Source organism: Aeromonas sp. MR19 (genome assembly GCF_963899305.1).
GTDB classification, from domain to species: domain Bacteria; phylum Pseudomonadota; class Gammaproteobacteria; order Enterobacterales; family Aeromonadaceae; genus Aeromonas; species Aeromonas bestiarum.
In genome coordinates this window covers 19,583-35,903 of record NZ_CAWQWZ010000054.1, presented here as the reverse complement: position 1 = coordinate 35,903, position 16,321 = coordinate 19,583, and the positions used below count along the sequence as shown (strand labels likewise).

Genomic DNA, 16,321 nt, shown 5'->3' with positions numbered 1-16,321 from the left:
CTGATTAACTTTCCCCCTGGTTCTAAATAGACTGGCTCCAGTGATATGCAGCCAGTTCGTCTTTTGCTAATCAACCATCTTGATAAGACAAACCACTGCATGTAAAAACTAGTCTGGAATCGTCATGAAGAAAATATATTTTATCTTGTCGCTGATATTCAGCGGCAACGCGCTGGCATCGGCTGAAATCAGCATAGGCACGCTTTATGACTATATGTCAGGCCAGCAAAGCACCTATTTAAAACGCATTCGAAATCAGGGTGATGCGACCGCCTTTGTCAAGGTGGCGATTCACGAAATAACTTATAACGAAGCCGGTCAACCTCATGAGTCGCCGGAGCTGACAGAGGGACGCCGGGCGCTGATCGCCAGCCCCTCCCGCATGATTATTCCGGCCAACGGGGTGCAGGCAACACGGTTGTTGTATATGGGGGAACGGGACAAGGAGCGTTATTTCAGAGTCCGTTTTATTCCTGTGTTGCCAAAACAGGAGGACGGGTTCGATCTGGATGCCAATATGGCTCAAGAAAATCATCAGCAAGTCTCGGCCGGGGTAAATATATTGACCGGCTTTGGCGCCATTATTTTTGTGATGCCAAAAGAGAGTCGCTTTGATACCCACTTGATAAAGACGAATACCATGACCACTGTCGTGAATAAAGGCAATGCCACCATAGTGCTGGATTTTTTCGAGGAGTGTGATGGGCGGAAGAACAACTGTTCCACCCCAAGCAAAATCCATCTGTTGCCAAATATGCAGAAGCAACTGATGAAAAAGAGCGATCACCTTTATCGGTTTGAACTGATTGAGGGTGACAAGAGCAGAAACATGGTGATTGGTCACTGATGTTTCATATATCCGAGCGAGGAGAGAGTGATGAAAGTATGGATAGCTGCGCCTCTGGCAATGCTGGTATCGGCCAATCTGATGGCTGCCGAACGTATTGAGCATCAGGTCACTGTGACCGCCCAGATCCCGACCGAGGCTTTCTATGTGCAGCCGACCGGTGGGGACAACTGGATGAGTACGCCGCAGAAGCTGGCCTACAACCCTTATACCAAGAAGCTGGACAAGCTGAGCAAGCAGCTGGATGTCAAGAGCACCATAGGCGCGATTAAAGGTTATCTGACCAACCCGGCCGTGATGGCCAGTGGCAATGACAACATCGCTCTGACCGTCAAGATTGGCGGCGTTACCTTGGGCACCACCTCGGCGGAGGTGATGACAGCAACTGATGCCAGGACTGGCAAGTTGCTGGGGTTGGAAGTGATCCCGGCGGATGCCCCGGTCGCCGGCTACAAGCCAGGCAACTACCAGGGGGTGGTGAACATGATGTTTGAATCGGAAGCACCGCCTCCCCCTCCTCCCGCAACTTGAGTGGAGTAGCCCCTTGGTCTAGGGGCTTTTTTAGCGGTCGATTGAATAGTGAGAATCGCTGTGCTGTATGTGCCTTTCCTGCTGATCCTGGTTGTGTTGTGCGTACCTGCCTGGGCCACGGGGGGGCGCATTGCACAACCCCTTGATCTGCTGCAACAAGCAGAAGATTTGCCTGATGGCTTTGCCGATCACTTCTTCGGCGTCCCGCTGGCGGTGCGCATCCTGGTGGATGGGCAACTGCTGGGGGAAGGCGAGATAGTGCTGGGCAAAGACACCAGCGTGCAACTGCTGGCCCTGACCAGCAGCCACGAGAGTGAGCTGGACGAGCGCGCCCGCCAGCGCTGGAGCAAGGTGCTGGCGGTATCCCATCAACTGGGCCCATGTCAGAACCTGTGCGCCGACGAGGTGCTGGCGCTGGAGTACAGCCTGGAGAACTCCCAGCTCTCGGTGCTGACGGCCGGTGCCGAGAAGGGGCAGCCGCTGAGCCGTTATCACAGCCTGCCCAGCGGGGGCAGCTATGGCGCCCTGTTGCGTCACCAGTTGAACCTGACCCAGGGGGACGGGGAGCAGCGCAGTGGCCGTTACAACCTGATGGCGCAGGGCAGCATAGGCCAGTGGACCCCGCTGCTGGAGGGGGAAGTAAGCCAATCCGGCAGCGGGCAGGCGGCGCAGCACCATGTGCAGCAACTTTATGCCGAGCGTGAGGGAGAGGGGCGCTTCTACCGGCTGGGCTACTTCTCGCCCTATGCCCAGGGGCTGGTACGTCAGCCCACCCTGTTTGGCGGCGGAACCCCGACTGTGCTGGGGGTCATGCTGGGGGACTCTGACACCCTGTTGATAGAGCAGGGCCAGGCCAGTACCACGCCTGTCTATGTCACCCCGAGCCGACCCGGCATGGTCGAGATCTATCGGGATGGGCAGCTCATCAACTCGCAGCAGGTGATCTCGGGTTTGCAGGCGCTGGATACCAAGGTACTGCCGGCGGGCATCTATGAGGTAGAGCTGCGGGTGCTGGAAGATGGTCAGGTGACCGAGCGGCGCAAAGAGATGATCTACAAGCCGATGAACTGGCAAAACCCGGATGAAAGCTGGCGCTTCAACCTGTTTGTGGGCCAGCAGACCCGCTTGTTCAGCAACTGGGAAGAGGAGACGGCCCGGCCCCTGAGCAGCGGCGTCATGCTCAACCATCTGCTCACCCCTTCGGTGATCGTCGGGGCATCCAGTCAGTATATCGACCAGCGCTGGCAGCACGGTCTCTCGGCCGATTGGAGCCTGAATGATCAGTGGCGGCTGTTTGGCAACCTGATGGCGACACAGGCGCTGGGCAGCGGCTTCGATCTGCAGGCTTTGTACCACTATGGCGAAGGCAGCCTGGTGCTGAGCCATCAGCAGCAGCGCCAGCAGGGACAAGTCGGGGAGGAGAGCCGCGACCTCAAGCAGAGCAACCTGTCGTTGCAGCAGCGGCTCGATGAGCGCCACTCCGCCAACCTCTATCTGGCACACCAGGTGGGGCGTGGGCTGGGGGCCGATCTGGGCTGGCGTTACAACGGCGATCTGCTTGGTCAGACGGTGAGCTGGAACCTGACGGTGTTCGACCGGCCGGGCAGTATCAGTACCGATCATGCGAGGGACAGGGGTGGCATGCTCTCCCTGAGCATGAACCTGGGGGGAGAGCGCAGCCTGCTGGCCATCGGCATCGGCAGCCGCACCTCCCGCTCCGGCGGGCAGGAGCGCAACGCCTCCCTCGGGTACCAGCAACAGCTGGAGTGGGGCGCCCTGCAGAGCGTGGGGGCCAACCTGACCACCGACAGCTACGGTGTCGGCACGGCAGGCTATGCCAGGTTTCAGGGGGCCTTGGTCAGCGGTGATGCTCACCTGCAGTCGTCTTCCTATAACCGAGCGCTGAGCGGGGGGATCAACCTTGACAGTACCCTGGCGTTTGGCGATGAGGGCCGCCTGATCATGAGCGGCCAGTCGCAAGGGCACGAGGCGGGCATGATAGTGGATGTGGAGTCCGATATACCCGAGCTGACCCTGCGCGCCGATGACGATCAGGGGGGCAATATCAGGTTACGGCCTGGTCGCAACCTGATACCCGTCACCGCCTATCGCAGTGGCGCCGTGCAGCTGGATATGGCCGGGCAGAATGCCCCTTCCATGACCATTCGTCCCAACGTCTTGCCCTATCATCTCAACAAGGGCGGAGTCGCTTATCACCAGGTCCGTGTGATGAAGACAGTGACAGTGATAGGTCGCCTGCTGGATGGGCAGGGGATGCCATTGAAAGGGGCCATGGTGGTCAACCATGCGGGCCGCACCGTCAGCGAGGCAGATGGCTTCTTTGCGGTGGAGATGAGCGAGCACAATCCCAGCTTGCAGGTGGAGTATCAGGGGTCGCAGCAGTGCGATCTGTCGCTGGATACGGCCCGAGCAGAGCGCCAGCAAGAAGTGTTGTTACTGGGCGATCTGGTTTGCAGTGCCCAGGCCTGGGCCAGTCAATAAGTGCTTAAGCAGGAAGAGATAATGAGAGCCGATGTGATGCATTATGGTTTGTGGCTAGTCGTGCTGTTTGGGTTACCCGTGCAGGCAGCATCTATCGATGTGACAGCAGAATATAACCCCGCTGCTTATGAAGTAGGTTATGGGAAATTCATTAATACAACGCCTTGTCTTAGTGAGTCCTGGTCTGGATTTTGGTGTAGTGACACATCGACAGTAGACCAGTCACAGCCATTATTTATATCAATAACAATAGATCGTGTAGTAAAAAATAATAATAACTTGATAGATGCACTTACTTACCTAGCATTTGTTGGTGCTCGTGATGTTTCTCTTGTTCATCAAAACAGCGGAAAATCATATCCATTAAAGTTTTTTTTTACCAAGATTGGCGCACTAATGAGTCCAAATATTGCAAAGGAAGCGCTTGTAAACAATACAGACTGGTTGGATCACATTGATGGAGATTGTCAACACTCTCTGAATACTTATGCTAGCCCATCTCAGGTTCATTATCTCTATGATATAAAACCTGAGAATCAGCTGGCTGGTGGGAAATGTTATCATAATAAATTTAAAACTACTTTTTCCAGCAAGAGCACCGCGTTAAAAAAGATATATCTTGGCTATAAATTAAAAGCGCCTGATCCTCTGAAAATGGAGAATGGTGTTTATAAAGGAAGTTTGGTCTTATCGATTGGCCGGAACAAGGATCTAGATTTTGGTAATGGCACATATTCAGATAGCCAGCTGACAATTAACTTTACTATGAAGGTCCGTCATCAAATAAAGATAGACTTTCCTCCCGGTGGAGATAAGGTCGTATTGCTCCCTCCTGGAGGATGGAGTGACTGGATTTATAGAGGTAAAAATAGAGTGCCATCATCGCTTAGGGCTGACTTACACTACAGAATATGGTTTTCATCGAAGATAAAAGTTACATTGAGTTGTGAATATCCAAATGGTAGTGAATGTTTTATTAAAAATACTAAAGATGGGCATTTAGTGCCAATTCATGTCTATTGGCGAGATTATTCATTAATTACTACTACCACTGCAGGCCTTGTTTTTGCGCCATCTGTTGATGGCACGCCCGCCGTGAATGCTGACCGTTTTTTTTCTTTCAAAATAACAGACTCTCAAGTATTAAAGGAGATGATGAAACGTCCTGGAGGAACATATAAGGGAAAGGTAACCATTATTTTTGATGCCACGATTTAAGATGGGAAAGCAGATGGCTTTTATCATCTATTAGACTAGCCCTTGCTCTTTGGCATAGTGAAACAGGGCGCTATCGCTTTGCAGGCCGAGCCGCAGCATGGCGCTTTTTTTCTGGGTGCTGATGGTCTTGACGCTGCGGTGCAGGTACTCGGCCACCTGGGTGACTGACATGCCACCGGCCAAGAGCCGTACCACTTCACTCTCCTTGGGGGTGAGTTGCGCTAGGCCGGTCTGGTGGTCCAGGCCAGCTTCAGCCAACAGGTTTTTCACCGAACTGCCGATATAGCTGTGGCCGGATAATATCTGGCGGATGGCATCGGACAATTCACTGATCACCGCTTTTTTGAGCAGAACACCGCTCACTCCCAATTGGAGCAGTGACTGCAAGATACCGGCATTGTGGATCTGGGTCAGCACGATAATAGGCAGGGTGGGATAATCCCGTTTCAATTGCTGGATCATGGTCAAGCCATCGCTGCGCTCATCCCCTGGCATGCTGAAATCGGTGATCAACAGATCGCAACTATGTTGCTGCAATGTGTTTAATAGTTCGGAGACTTGATGCGCCTCGGCAACAACCTCGCAACCAGGTTGATTATGTGCAATAAGGCTGCGGATCCCGGTCAGTATGAGCGGGTGATCGTCGGCAAGAATGATCTTGAAAGACATAGGTGAGCCCCATATAAAACAGTGAATAATATTTAAACTATCAAACATCTCATTTCTATACTACTTTGCGCACCGCATTTTTTCGAGCGTTTATATGATGTCATTTCTTTCAGGATTGGCACGATGAGGTGTCCTCTCGTGGCGATATTTCGATGCATGGTCGTCATATTGGTATTTAATATATGTATATTCTGCCAGCCACTCCTCGCTGCAAATAAATCCTCCATACCGGTAATAAGAGTCGGGTTATTGGTGGGCGGCTGGGGGCCGTATCAACAGTGGGATGGCCATAATGGCAGCGGCTTTAGCGCCGAATTGATGACCATCTTGGCCAAGAATCTTGACTACCAGATTGAGTGGAAAGCATACCCCGACTGGAACCGATTATATGCGGCCAGTTGCAAAGGTGAGGTTGATATTTTGCTGGATGCCTTTCGCTCGGAAGAACGGGAATGTATTTCATACACGCGCCCTTATTATTCGTCACCGACCGTGGTCGTGGTGCACCATGATTCTCCTTTCTTTCAGGATGTCAGTGCCTTAAGTCAATCCAGGATCGCCATTGAAGCAGGAGTCCTTACCGAAAAACTGGTTAAGCTTCATTACCCAGATGTCTCCCGTATCCTGTTTCAGGACTCCAGTTCTGCCTTGCAGGCTGTGCTCGACAAGCAGGCCGATGCCTATATCGGCAATCTGCATGTCAGCAATCAATTTATTGCCCTGCACCCCGAATTGGCCGTGGTGGCCCAGTCCCCCTTTTTGATGGAGAGTCTGCATCTGGGTATCAGCAAGCGGAAGTCCAGGCTGGGGGTCCGGTTTGATACTGCCATTCAGGCGCTGACGGTGGAGCAGCGCAGCACCCTGGAGCAGCGCTGGCTGGGTGACAACAGTCTAAGTTTTCAAGGCCACAGTGCCTTTCTCTTGAGGCCTGATGAACGGGAGTGGCTTTCTCATTTACCACCGTTGAGATTGGGCTTTATTCAGGGCTGGATGCCTTTTTCCTATACGGACAGCCAAGGCAAGGTGGCAGGTTTTATCGGTGACTATCTTGCGTTGTTCAAGGACAAGCTGGGGTTGGCCTATCGCTACCGCTCCGATCAAAGCTGGCCCGAGCTGTTGCAGGCGTTGCTGTATCAGGAGGTGGACCTGACCATCATTCCTACCCGCATCAGCCAGCAGATGATGGGTTGGCAGCTGAGCCAGCCCATAGCCTCTTTCCCTGTGGTTATGGCCATGGCTCGTGGCAGTAGCACTGTGGCTGGTTTTGCCGAGCTGGCTGGCAAGCATCTGATCGTGACCGACAGTATGTTGATTGCCAAGCTCAAGGATCGCATTCCCGATATCAGGGTTAGTGTGGTATCAGGTCCACAAGCAGGTTTAGAGATGGTCGCGTCGGGTCGAGGGGATGCTTATATGGGCAATCTGGCCGTGGTGTCGCGGCTTATCAATGAGCGGTTCGATGACTGCCTGCATATAGTGGCGCCCACCCCCTTCAAGGATGAACTGGCTGTTGCAGTGCGTGACACCTATGCTCCCCTGCTGCCGCTGATCAATCGGGTGCTGGCCAGCATGAGTGACAAGGAGAAGCAGCAGATCCGCAATAGCTGGCTGGCGGTGAACTACAGCGAGGGGATCCCGTGGCAAAAGCTGATACAAACCCTGATCCCCGTTGGCACGGGTGTCACCTTGTTTATTCTCGCACTCTCCATCGCCTACTGGCGTTTGCGCCAGGAGATCCTGCACCGCCGTCAGGTGGAGGAGGCTCTGGCTCGAGCCAAGGAGAGTGCCGAGCATGCGGCCAGCAAGAAGGCTGAATTTCTGGCCACCATGAGCCATGAGATCCGTACCCCCATGAACAGCATCGTCGGCATGGCGGAGCAGCTAAGTTTTACGTCGCTCGACCTGGAGCAGCGGCAGATGGTTGCCATCATCAACCGGGGGGCCGAGGGACTGTTGCAACTGATCGGCAATGTGCTCGATTACTCCAAGCTGGATGTGGGCAAGATGGCGCTGGCGCCAAGCTCTTTTTTGCTGCGCGAACTCATCGACAGCGTGTTGACCATGATCAGCAGCGAGGTACAACGCAAGGGTCTGCAGTGTTACCTGCGTGTCGATGATGAGGTGGGCGCCCGCTTCACTGGGGATGTGCTGCGACTCAAGCAGGTGTTGTTCAACCTGGTCAGCAATGCCATCAAGTTCACCGAGCGCGGCTTTATCGAACTCTCCATCAAGCTGGAGGCGCAAACAGACGGGGAGCAGCGGTTGCTGATCGGGGTGCAGGATACCGGCATCGGCATGAGTACCGAGGCGCAGGCCCGTATCTTCAATGCCTTTGAGCAGGCAGATGGCGCCACCACCCGCAGTTATGGCGGGACCGGGCTTGGTCTTAGCATCAGTCATACCCTGGCCGAATTGATGGAGGGAGAGATCAGGCTGGAAAGCGCGCCCGGGCTTGGAACCGGTATCGGGCTGTCGGTCACGCTGCCGCTGGAACAGCGGCGTGAACATGATCCCATGCTCGCCGGCTTGAACGCCTTCATGGCATTGGCCGATGGCAAGCTGCGCCATACCTTGCGACTGCACCTGCTGTCGCTGGGCGTGCAGATAAGCGATGAGCTGCAGACGGCCGATCTGGTCTTTGGCGATGCCGCGAGTCAACCGGATAACCGTATCTGTATCGCCCCGCTGGGCAATGCTCTGGGATACCAGTGGCGGGAGGGGCAGTTCTGGCTCAACAGCAACCCCCTGACCTGGCAGGCGGTACGGGAGGTCTGTTATCGCCAGCTCGGCTGGGGCGAGCAACTGCTGCCCGATCATCTCGCGATCGAGCCAGCCATTGCGCCATTGCCAGGCCGCTTGCTGGTAGTCGAGGATCATCATCTTAATCAGGTATTGGTGCAGCGCCAGCTCAAGCAGCTCAATCTGGTGTGCGATCTGGCCGAGAATGGCCAGCAGGCGCTCGCCATGCTGGCAGGTCATAGCTATGACCTGATCCTGTGTGATTGCCAGATGCCGGTGATGGATGGCTATGACTTTACCCGCCAGGTGCGTGCTACCGAGGGGCTGGCGCGGCTCCCCATCATTGCCATGACGGCCAATGTGATGCCGGAACAGGCACAGCGCTGCCTGGCGGCGGGCATGAACGATGTGCTGGGCAAGCCAGTGCTGCTGGACGGACTTCGCCAGATGCTGACGAAGTGGCATATGTTGCCTGCCCCCAGGCTGCTCGATCCCGCATCACTGCAAAGTTTCTTCGGGGTGGGGGCGCCGTTTGAGCAGATGTTGACCCTATTTCGTCAGGAGCTGGAGCAATCCCTGACGCTGGTGCATGACGACGACAAGGCGCTGGCGAACTGGGTGCACCGTCAGGCTGGCACCATCTCCATGATGATGGTGAGCGATCTGGCACAGCAAGCCTGGCGTCTGGAGGAGAAGATCCGCAGGGAGGGGGCCGGGCGGTGTGAAGCCGAGCTGGCCGACTTCAGGGCCCTGTTGCAGCAGATTGTCGATGAGTTGACCGTCTTGCTTGCCCGGTCTTGAGAGGGAATATCAGCGGGAGACGGCGCCTAGATAGGAGATCATGGGTTCCCTGCCCGGGTCGGTCGCGTGCACGGCTTGCGCCAGCCAGGCCCAGTCGAGCAGGGGTTTATCCGCCTTGAAGCGCTGATAAGCCAATCCCTGATCAACGGTCAGGAATAGAGTCGTCGGCAGGCCGATGCGATTGGTGTAGCGCACCATGACCTCGCCTCGATAGCTGGCCAGCCGCTGCCGCAACTGTGGTAGCGTCAAGCCGTTTGCCTGTCCCGTCTCATCCCAAATCTCAAACATGGCGATCCATGACTCCGAACTGTGTGAGCACTACTGTTTCCAAAAAGAATAGCTGATGCAATTGTCAGATCTGACAGTGCCAGATGGAGTCATTTTTACAAAGCAAAAACCCGGCACTGGGCCGGGTCTTTTAAAGGATGGTGGAGGGAGAAGGATTCGAACCTTCGAAGGCAGAGCCGTCAGATTTACAGTCTGATCCCTTTGGCCGCTCGGGAACCCCTCCACAGGGGCAAAGCATAGATTATTCAGCCATTGCAATCGGGAAAATGGTGGAGGGAGAAGGATTCGAACCTTCGAAGGCAGAGCCGTCAGATTTACAGTCTGATCCCTTTGGCCGCTCGGGAACCCCTCCACGGGGTATTTCCTGATTGTCACTACTTTTGCACTTGAATGGTGGAGGGAGAAGGATTCGAACCTTCGAAGGCAGAGCCGTCAGATTTACAGTCTGATCCCTTTGGCCGCTCGGGAACCCCTCCCCAAGTGCGAGGCGCATACTATCAGATCCGGCAGCTTTGTGAACCCCTTCTGGTGATATCTGGCGACAAAAAAGTGCGAGTCGGTCATTTTTTGATATCTTTCGCTCATTTTTCATCCTTATCAACGACTTCTATGTCGATTCCCGGCATGAATACGACGAGAGACCCGTGCCGGCAGGCACTGATGGGGTGGGCGGGGCTGTGTATGACTCCTCAGCATTTTCTACTGAAAATATGGTCTCATCTTGTAACTGTGATGGTTGACCGGTTCACGGATGGACATTGCTGCTGCACCATTTTACTCTCACCATGTTATTCAACTGTTAACATGGATTGTGGACTCTTCTATGCAGGCTCTCGATATCGCCGTGTTGCGCGGCCAGTTTCCCGCCCTCAATCAACTGGTTGATGGCAAGACCCCCATCTTCTTCGACGGCCCGGGCGGCGCTCAGGTGCCTCGCCCCGTGCTCACGGCCATGACCGACTATCTCGGCCACTTCAACGCCAACCTGGGTGGCCCCTTCTTCTCGGCCCGCGCCACGGAGCAGCAGGCACAGCGAGCAAGGCAGGCCGTGGCGACCCTGCTGGGAGCGGATCGGGCTGAAGAGATCGTCTTTGGTGCCAACTTCACCACTCTGACGTTTGCGGTCAGCCGTGCCCTGTCTCGGGAGTGGCAGGCGGGGGACGAGATCATCGTCAGCGCACTGGATCACTACTCCAACGTGTCGAGCTGGCAGCAGGCGGCGGCCGATCGCGGCGTTGTGGTGCATCAGGTGCGGGTGGATGTGGCGAGCGGCGGGCTCGACTATGCGCATCTGCTGACGCTGCTGGGCCCCAAGACCCGGCTGGTGGCGGTGACGGCGGCATCCAATACCACGGGCACCCTGGTCGATATTCCCCGCATTGCCGATGCCGTGCACGGGGTCGGGGCTCTGCTGTATGTGGATGCGGTCCACTTTGCACCCCACGAGCGCATCGACGTGCAGGCCTGGGATTGTGATTTCCTCGGCTGCTCCGCCTACAAGTTCTTCGGCCCGCACCTCGGCATCCTGTATGGCAAGCACCGTCATCTGGAGCGGTTCACGCCCTACAAAGTCGAACCGGCCAAGAATGTGGCGCCCTACAAGTGGGAGACCGGCACCCAGAACTGGGAAGCCCTGGCCGGGGTGGAGGCGACGGTCGAATATCTGGCTTCGCTGTCCGGGCTGGACGCTGCCGAACATGATCTGGAGGCGCGTCTCGATCTGGCATTTGCCCGCAGCCGGGCCCATGAGCAGCAGCTCGGCGCCCATCTGCTGGCCAGGCTGGCCGAACGGCCCTGGTTCACCCTGCACGGCATCAACGACAGCCTGGGGCGCACCCCGACCTTCGCCATTACCTCGAGCCGCCATACGCCGACCGAGATGGCCGAGTATCTCGGCCAGCATCAGGTATGCAGCTGGGCCGGCCACTTCTATGCGCTGGCGCTGGTGGAACAGTTGGGGGTGAGTGAGGGAGTGTTGCGGGTGGGCTGCATGCACTACAACACGCAGGCCGAGATCGATCGGCTGTTCGCGCTGCTCGACGACATGCCGCATTAAAACAGCACAGCCCGGGGATGCCGGGCCGTGTCGCCTCATATGGCTGCTGCCTGCTAGCGACCCACTATGGCATGGTGAATATCCTGCAGTGGCAGTATGTGGCGGGCGGCCCCGAGCTTGATGGCCTCCTTGGGCATGCCGAACACCACGCAGGAGGCCTCATCCTGAGCGAAGGTGTTGGCGCCTGCCTCCAACATCTCTCTTAGCCCGCGCGCACCATCATCCCCCATCCCCGTCATTATGATGCCGGTGGCATTGCCACCGGCAAACTTGGCCACGGATCGAAACAGCACGTCCACCGAGGGGCGGTGACGGTTGATGAGGGGGCCGTCCATCACATCGACGTGATAGTAGGCACCGTTGCGCTTGAGCAGCATGTGCTTGCCCCCCGGCGCTATGAGCGCCAGACCCGGAATGACCCTGTCATTGCTCTTCGCCTCCCTGACTTCGATCTGGCATATATTGTTGAGCCGCTCGGCGAAGGAGGCGGTGAACTTCTCCGGCATGTGTTGCACTATGACGATGCCGGGACAGACGCGGGGCAGGGTCGTCAGCACGGCTTCCAGCGCCTGGGTGCCGCCGGTGGAGGTGCCGATCGCCACGATCCGCTCCGTGGTCTGGGCCATGGCATGCTGGCTGGCCGCGGGCATGATGGCGTCGGCGTTGAGTTTGGCGGCGACTGTGGCCACAGGCGCCTTGCCCAGTCGTTTGACATTGGCCTGGGCGGCGGCGCGCACCGCCATGGCCAGCGCTTGCGCCGACTCCTGCAGAAAGCTTTTGAGGCCGACCGTGGGCTTGGTGATGATGTCCACTGCGCCGGCGTCCATGGCCTGCAGCGTGGTTTCCGCCCCCTTCTCGGTGAGGGAAGAGCAGATCACCACTGGGGTGGGGTGCTCGGCCATGATCTTGGTGAGAAAGGTGATGCCATCCATGCGCGGCATCTCCACATCCAGCACTATCACGTCGGGCCACTCTTTTTTTAGCTTCTCCAGTGCAAACAGCGGGTCAGACGCGGTGGCAATCACCTTGATATCAGGCTCCTGTTCCAGAATGGCCTGCAATACCTGCCTGACCACGGCGGAGTCATCCACCAGCATGACCTTGATCTGTTTCATAGCCCAGTTCCCTTAACGATGCGGCAGCCGGTGATGGCGTACCCAGACATTGCCGTTGGCCAGTTCAAAAATCAGGCTTCTGTGTCCTGCGTGTCCGAGATGATGAGCCTTGATCGACAACCCCAGGTGCTGCGTCAGTTGCCAGGCCGCCTTGATGTTTTTAATGGCCACATTCATGGTGTTGAGTGTCTGCTGTTCGATAAACATGTTGCCGCCGCCGAACAACTTGACCTCGTATTCGTGAATGGGGGCGGGGTACTTGCTTATTTCATTGATAAACAACTGGATTGCCTCATCCGCATAGCGGCCATCCAGCCCGTCATCGTTGTGGCCACGGCTGGGCAGCATGTAGTGGCACATGCCACCCCGTTTCTGCTCAGGGTGCCACATGGTAATGGCCACGCAGGAGCCCAGATGGGTGCGGATGATGGTATCGTCCTGACCAAAAAAGAACTCTCCTGGTTGCAGCACTATCTCTTTCATCTTGAAACCCTCAGGGTTTCAGGTAGATGGAGGGCGACACCAGTTGCAAACCGTGGGGCAGACCGTTCAGGCTCTCCGCATGGCTGACGATGAGGTAGCCTCCCTTCTTCAAGCGTGGCACCAGGCGCTGCAGCACCTGCCCCTTGGTTTCCCGATTGAAATAGATCATCACATTGCGGATCAGAATGATGTCGAACATGCCGATGTCGGGCAGCTCCTGATTCAGGTTGATGTGATGAAATTGCACCTTGTCCCTGAGTTTGCGATCGATGATGAAGGTCCCCTCCTGAAAGCCGACGCCCTTCAGGCAGTACTTCATCAGGAAGGAGAGTGGAATATTATGGGCCCGCTCGATGGGATATTGCCCCGATCTGGCCTGCTCCAGCACCCGGGTCGAGATATCCGAGGCAATAACCTCCCAATTGCCCTGGCTCAGTGTGTCGGCCAGCGTCATGGCCAGGCTGTAAGGCTCTTCGCCGGACGAGCTGGCCGCGCTCCAGATGCGCACCGCCCGCTCTTTTGGCAGTCGTGCCAGCACTTTCTCGCTGAGAAATTCGAAGTGCTTTGGTTCCCGGAAAAAGTAGGTCTCGTTGGTGGTGAGCAGATCCAGCGCGATCTGCAGCTCTGGCCCCCGGTTGTTCATGATCAGGCTGAAATAGTCGCCATAGCTCTCCAGTTCGTAGTGACAGAGCCGTTTTGACAGCCGGCTGGCAACCAGCGCCTTCTTCGCCGGTGACAGATCTATGCCCGCCGTTTGGTGGATCCAGCGTTGAAACTGCGTGAATTCATCATCATGCAACTGGGTCTGATACACGGACGGACTCCCTGTGGTGATAGGGGCGTACCGGGTGAGCATGGCTCACCCGGTACCTTGCTTAGAACCGGACAAAATCAGCGTCGTTGTGGGGGCGAGGGGAGCCATTGAAGCCATCTTGTCCATTGCCGTCGGTGATGAAACGTCCTCGGGGCGCGGCCCGGGGAGCTGTGGCTTTCTGACCCGTGCCACCCTTGTGTTGCTCCAGGGTAAAGAACTCCATGGCCAGTTGCAGTTGCTCGGCCTGGCTGCTCATCTCCTCTGCCGTGGCCGCCAGCTCCTCGCTGCAGGAGGCATTCTGCTGGGTCACCTGGCTCAGCTGATTCATGGCGATGTTGATCTGGCTGACGCCGGTGGATTGCTCGGCGGAGGCGGCGCTGATCTCCTGCACCAGATCCGAGGTCTTGTTGATGGAGGGCACCATCTGATCGAGCAGGCGACCCGCTTTTTCCGCCATGTCGACGCTGCTGGAGGCCAGCTCGCCTATTTCCTGAGCCGCTACCTGGCTGCGCTCCGCCAGTTTACGAACCTCGGCGGCGACCACAGCGAAGCCCTTGCCGTGATCCCCCGCACGGGCGGCTTCGATGGCGGCGTTGAGGGCCAGCAGATTGGTCTGGTAGGCGATGTCATCTATGATGCCGATCCGTTTGGCAATCTGCTTCATGGCATCGACCGTGAGCTTGACTGCCTCACCCCCTTCCACCGCCTCCTTGGCGGCCTTGCTGGCCATGCCGTCCGTGACCTGGGCGTTGTCTGTGTTCTGGTTGATGCTGGCACTCATCTGTTCGATGGAGGCGCTGGTCTCTTCCATGCTGGATGCCTGCTCACTGCTCGACTGGCTGATGGATTGGGCTGTGGCGCTGACTTGTTCCGAGGCGCTGGAGAGGTTGTCGGACGCGCTCCTTACCTCGGTCACTATGTTGGTCAGCGAGATGATGGTTTGATTGAGGGAGTCCTTGGTGGTGCCAAATACCCCGGGGTAGTCGGCCACGATCGTTTGGGTCAGGTCTCCCCGAGCCAGGCATTGCACCACCCGGATCACGTCGTTGAGACTGGTGTCTATCACCTCTGCGATGCGGTTGATGCCTTCTCCCAGAGTCTGGAAGAAGCCACTCTTGCCCACCAGATCCATGCGTCTGTGCAGCTCCCCGTTGATCACCGCCTGCACTATTTCCGACATCTCCCGTTCGATCGCGACCTCCTTGGTGCGATCAGACCACTCGACCACAGAGCCCAGCCGCTCGCCATCGTCGCTGAACACAGGGTTGGCAATGAGCGAGAAGGTGCGTCCACCGAGCAGGATCTGGGTCTTGTAGGTGTTGTTCAGCTTGGCCAACATGCTGCGCTGATGGCCGGGATTCTTGTGGAAGCTGTCGATGTTGGCCCCCATCAGGGTGGACGAATTGAAGCTGAAGAGTTCCTTCCTGATGTCGGACTCGGCCAGGCTCAGCATCTCTTTGACCGACTCGTTCATGTAGATGATGTTCAAATCTGTGTCGGCAATCATCACGTTGGTAGTGGCACCATCCAGTGCCCTTTTGACTCGCAGGCTCTCGGCGGCGGCGAGCTTGGCCGCGGCGTTGGCCGCTTTCACCTCATTCTCGATGGCGATCTCCTTGGTGCGATCGGCCCACTCCACCACTGAACCAAGCCGCTCCCCGCTGTCGTTGAAGACAGGGTTGGCGATCAGGGAGAAGATGCGGCCACCGACCGAGATCTGCGCGCGGTAGGTCTTGTCCAGCTTGGCCAGCATGCTGCGCTGGTGGGACGGATCCTTGTGAAAGGTATCTATGTTCTTGCCCATCAGATGTCTGGTGTCGAAGTTGGGCAGATCCTTGCGGATGTCGGATTCCGCTTGCCCCAGCATGGCGAGCACGGCTTCATTCATGTAGACGATGTCGAGGTTGGTATCGGCGATCATCACATTGGTCGAGGCGCCATCCAGTGCCTTGCGCACCCGCAGGTTCTCGTCATACAGGGCCTGGTTTGCGCTGATGGCCGCCAGCCCGCTGCTGAGCCGCTGGCCCAGCAGCGTGATGACCTGGTTGAACTCCTGACAGAGTTCCCGCAGCGGGCCGTCCAGTGTGGCCAGTTCCAGCAGGGTCGGCTGTTCACCCTGCGCGATCCCCTGCGAAATGGTGCGAGTGGCGCCGATCAACTGGGTCAGTTGTGCTTGTTGCAAGGTATGAGCGCTACCGTTGCCGAAGAGATTGCCAAAGAATGATTGAGTCATGGGCCTTATCCTTGTGCGACATGTC

12 protein-coding genes and 3 tRNA genes are annotated in these 16,321 nt (G+C 56.7%); 6 read left to right on the top strand and 9 right to left on the bottom strand.

The genetic code is table 11. The features are described from left to right. Positions 1-124 precede the first annotated feature (124 nt). Genes AACQ95_RS21840 through AACQ95_RS21825 form a run of 4 tightly spaced genes read left to right on the top strand, consistent with a single transcriptional unit; the run spans position 125 to position 5,098 of the window. Positions 125-847, top strand: coding sequence for a hypothetical protein (locus tag AACQ95_RS21840; RefSeq protein ID WP_103471485.1), 723 nt, complete (start codon positions 125-127; stop codon positions 845-847). A 30-nt stretch (positions 848-877) separates the two neighbouring features. Then, on the top strand, positions 878-1,378 hold the full coding sequence (locus AACQ95_RS21835; protein WP_241279955.1) for a CS1 type fimbrial major subunit: 501 nt from the start codon (positions 878-880) through the stop codon (positions 1,376-1,378). Between the two features lie 60 nt (positions 1,379-1,438). After that, the gene (locus tag AACQ95_RS21830; protein ID WP_103471483.1) at positions 1,439-3,880 is read left to right on the top strand and encodes a fimbrial biogenesis outer membrane usher protein; all 2,442 of its coding nucleotides are present in this window, start codon (positions 1,439-1,441) and stop codon (positions 3,878-3,880) included. A gap of 21 nt (positions 3,881-3,901) precedes the next feature. Beyond that, positions 3,902-5,098 carry a hypothetical protein gene (locus tag AACQ95_RS21825; RefSeq protein ID WP_241279953.1) on the top strand — a complete coding sequence of 399 codons (1,197 nt, stop codon included), beginning with the start codon at positions 3,902-3,904 and terminating at the stop codon, positions 5,096-5,098. A gap of 30 nt (positions 5,099-5,128) precedes the next feature. Here AACQ95_RS21825 and AACQ95_RS21820 read toward each other — a convergent pair whose 3' ends face one another. After that, the gene (locus tag AACQ95_RS21820) at positions 5,129-5,815 is read right to left on the bottom strand and encodes a response regulator (RefSeq protein ID WP_241279952.1); all 687 of its coding nucleotides are present in this window, start codon (positions 5,813-5,815) and stop codon (positions 5,129-5,131) included. Between the two features lie 75 nt (positions 5,816-5,890). Here AACQ95_RS21820 and AACQ95_RS21815 point away from each other — a divergent pair, with 75 nt between their 5' ends. Beyond that, complete coding sequence (locus AACQ95_RS21815) at positions 5,891-9,307, top strand: response regulator (RefSeq protein WP_241279950.1); 3,417 nt, start codon at positions 5,891-5,893, stop codon at positions 9,305-9,307. 9 nt (positions 9,308-9,316) lie between these two features. On the opposite strand, the gene AACQ95_RS21810 is transcribed toward AACQ95_RS21815, so the two are convergent. The 4 genes from AACQ95_RS21810 to AACQ95_RS21795 all read right to left on the bottom strand — a co-directional run bounded on the left by AACQ95_RS21810 (position 9,317) and on the right by AACQ95_RS21795 (position 10,071). Next, positions 9,317-9,595: a hypothetical protein gene (locus AACQ95_RS21810; protein WP_043135065.1), complete on the bottom strand. Its 279-nt coding sequence runs from the start codon at positions 9,593-9,595 to the stop codon at positions 9,317-9,319. Between the two features lie 138 nt (positions 9,596-9,733). After that, positions 9,734-9,818 (bottom strand) — tRNA-Tyr (locus tag AACQ95_RS21805). Between the two features lie 44 nt (positions 9,819-9,862). After that, a tRNA-Tyr gene (locus tag AACQ95_RS21800) sits at positions 9,863-9,947 on the bottom strand. Positions 9,948-9,986: 39 nt separating this feature from the next. Continuing rightward, positions 9,987-10,071: transfer RNA gene (locus AACQ95_RS21795), tRNA-Tyr, on the bottom strand. Positions 10,072-10,418: 347 nt separating this feature from the next. On the opposite strand from AACQ95_RS21795, the gene AACQ95_RS21790 reads away from it, so the two are divergent. Further along, positions 10,419-11,651, top strand: coding sequence for a cysteine desulfurase-like protein (locus AACQ95_RS21790; RefSeq protein ID WP_241279948.1), 1,233 nt, complete (start codon positions 10,419-10,421; stop codon positions 11,649-11,651). Between the two features lie 53 nt (positions 11,652-11,704). On the opposite strand, the gene AACQ95_RS21785 is transcribed toward AACQ95_RS21790, so the two are convergent. From AACQ95_RS21785 to AACQ95_RS21770, 4 genes are all read right to left on the bottom strand, one after another. Further along, on the bottom strand, positions 11,705-12,766 hold the full coding sequence (locus AACQ95_RS21785) for a protein-glutamate methylesterase/protein-glutamine glutaminase (RefSeq protein ID WP_241279946.1): 1,062 nt from the start codon (positions 12,764-12,766) through the stop codon (positions 11,705-11,707). A 12-nt stretch (positions 12,767-12,778) separates the two neighbouring features. Further along, positions 12,779-13,249 carry a chemoreceptor glutamine deamidase CheD gene (gene cheD, locus AACQ95_RS21780; protein ID WP_043135062.1) on the bottom strand — a complete coding sequence of 157 codons (471 nt, stop codon included), beginning with the start codon at positions 13,247-13,249 and terminating at the stop codon, positions 12,779-12,781. A gap of 10 nt (positions 13,250-13,259) precedes the next feature. Then, on the bottom strand, positions 13,260-14,063 hold the full coding sequence (locus AACQ95_RS21775; RefSeq protein ID WP_098984921.1) for a CheR family methyltransferase: 804 nt from the start codon (positions 14,061-14,063) through the stop codon (positions 13,260-13,262). Positions 14,064-14,124: 61 nt separating this feature from the next. Further along, on the bottom strand, positions 14,125-16,296 hold the full coding sequence (locus tag AACQ95_RS21770) for a methyl-accepting chemotaxis protein (RefSeq protein WP_241279945.1): 2,172 nt from the start codon (positions 16,294-16,296) through the stop codon (positions 14,125-14,127). Positions 16,297-16,321: the final 25 nt, after the last annotated feature.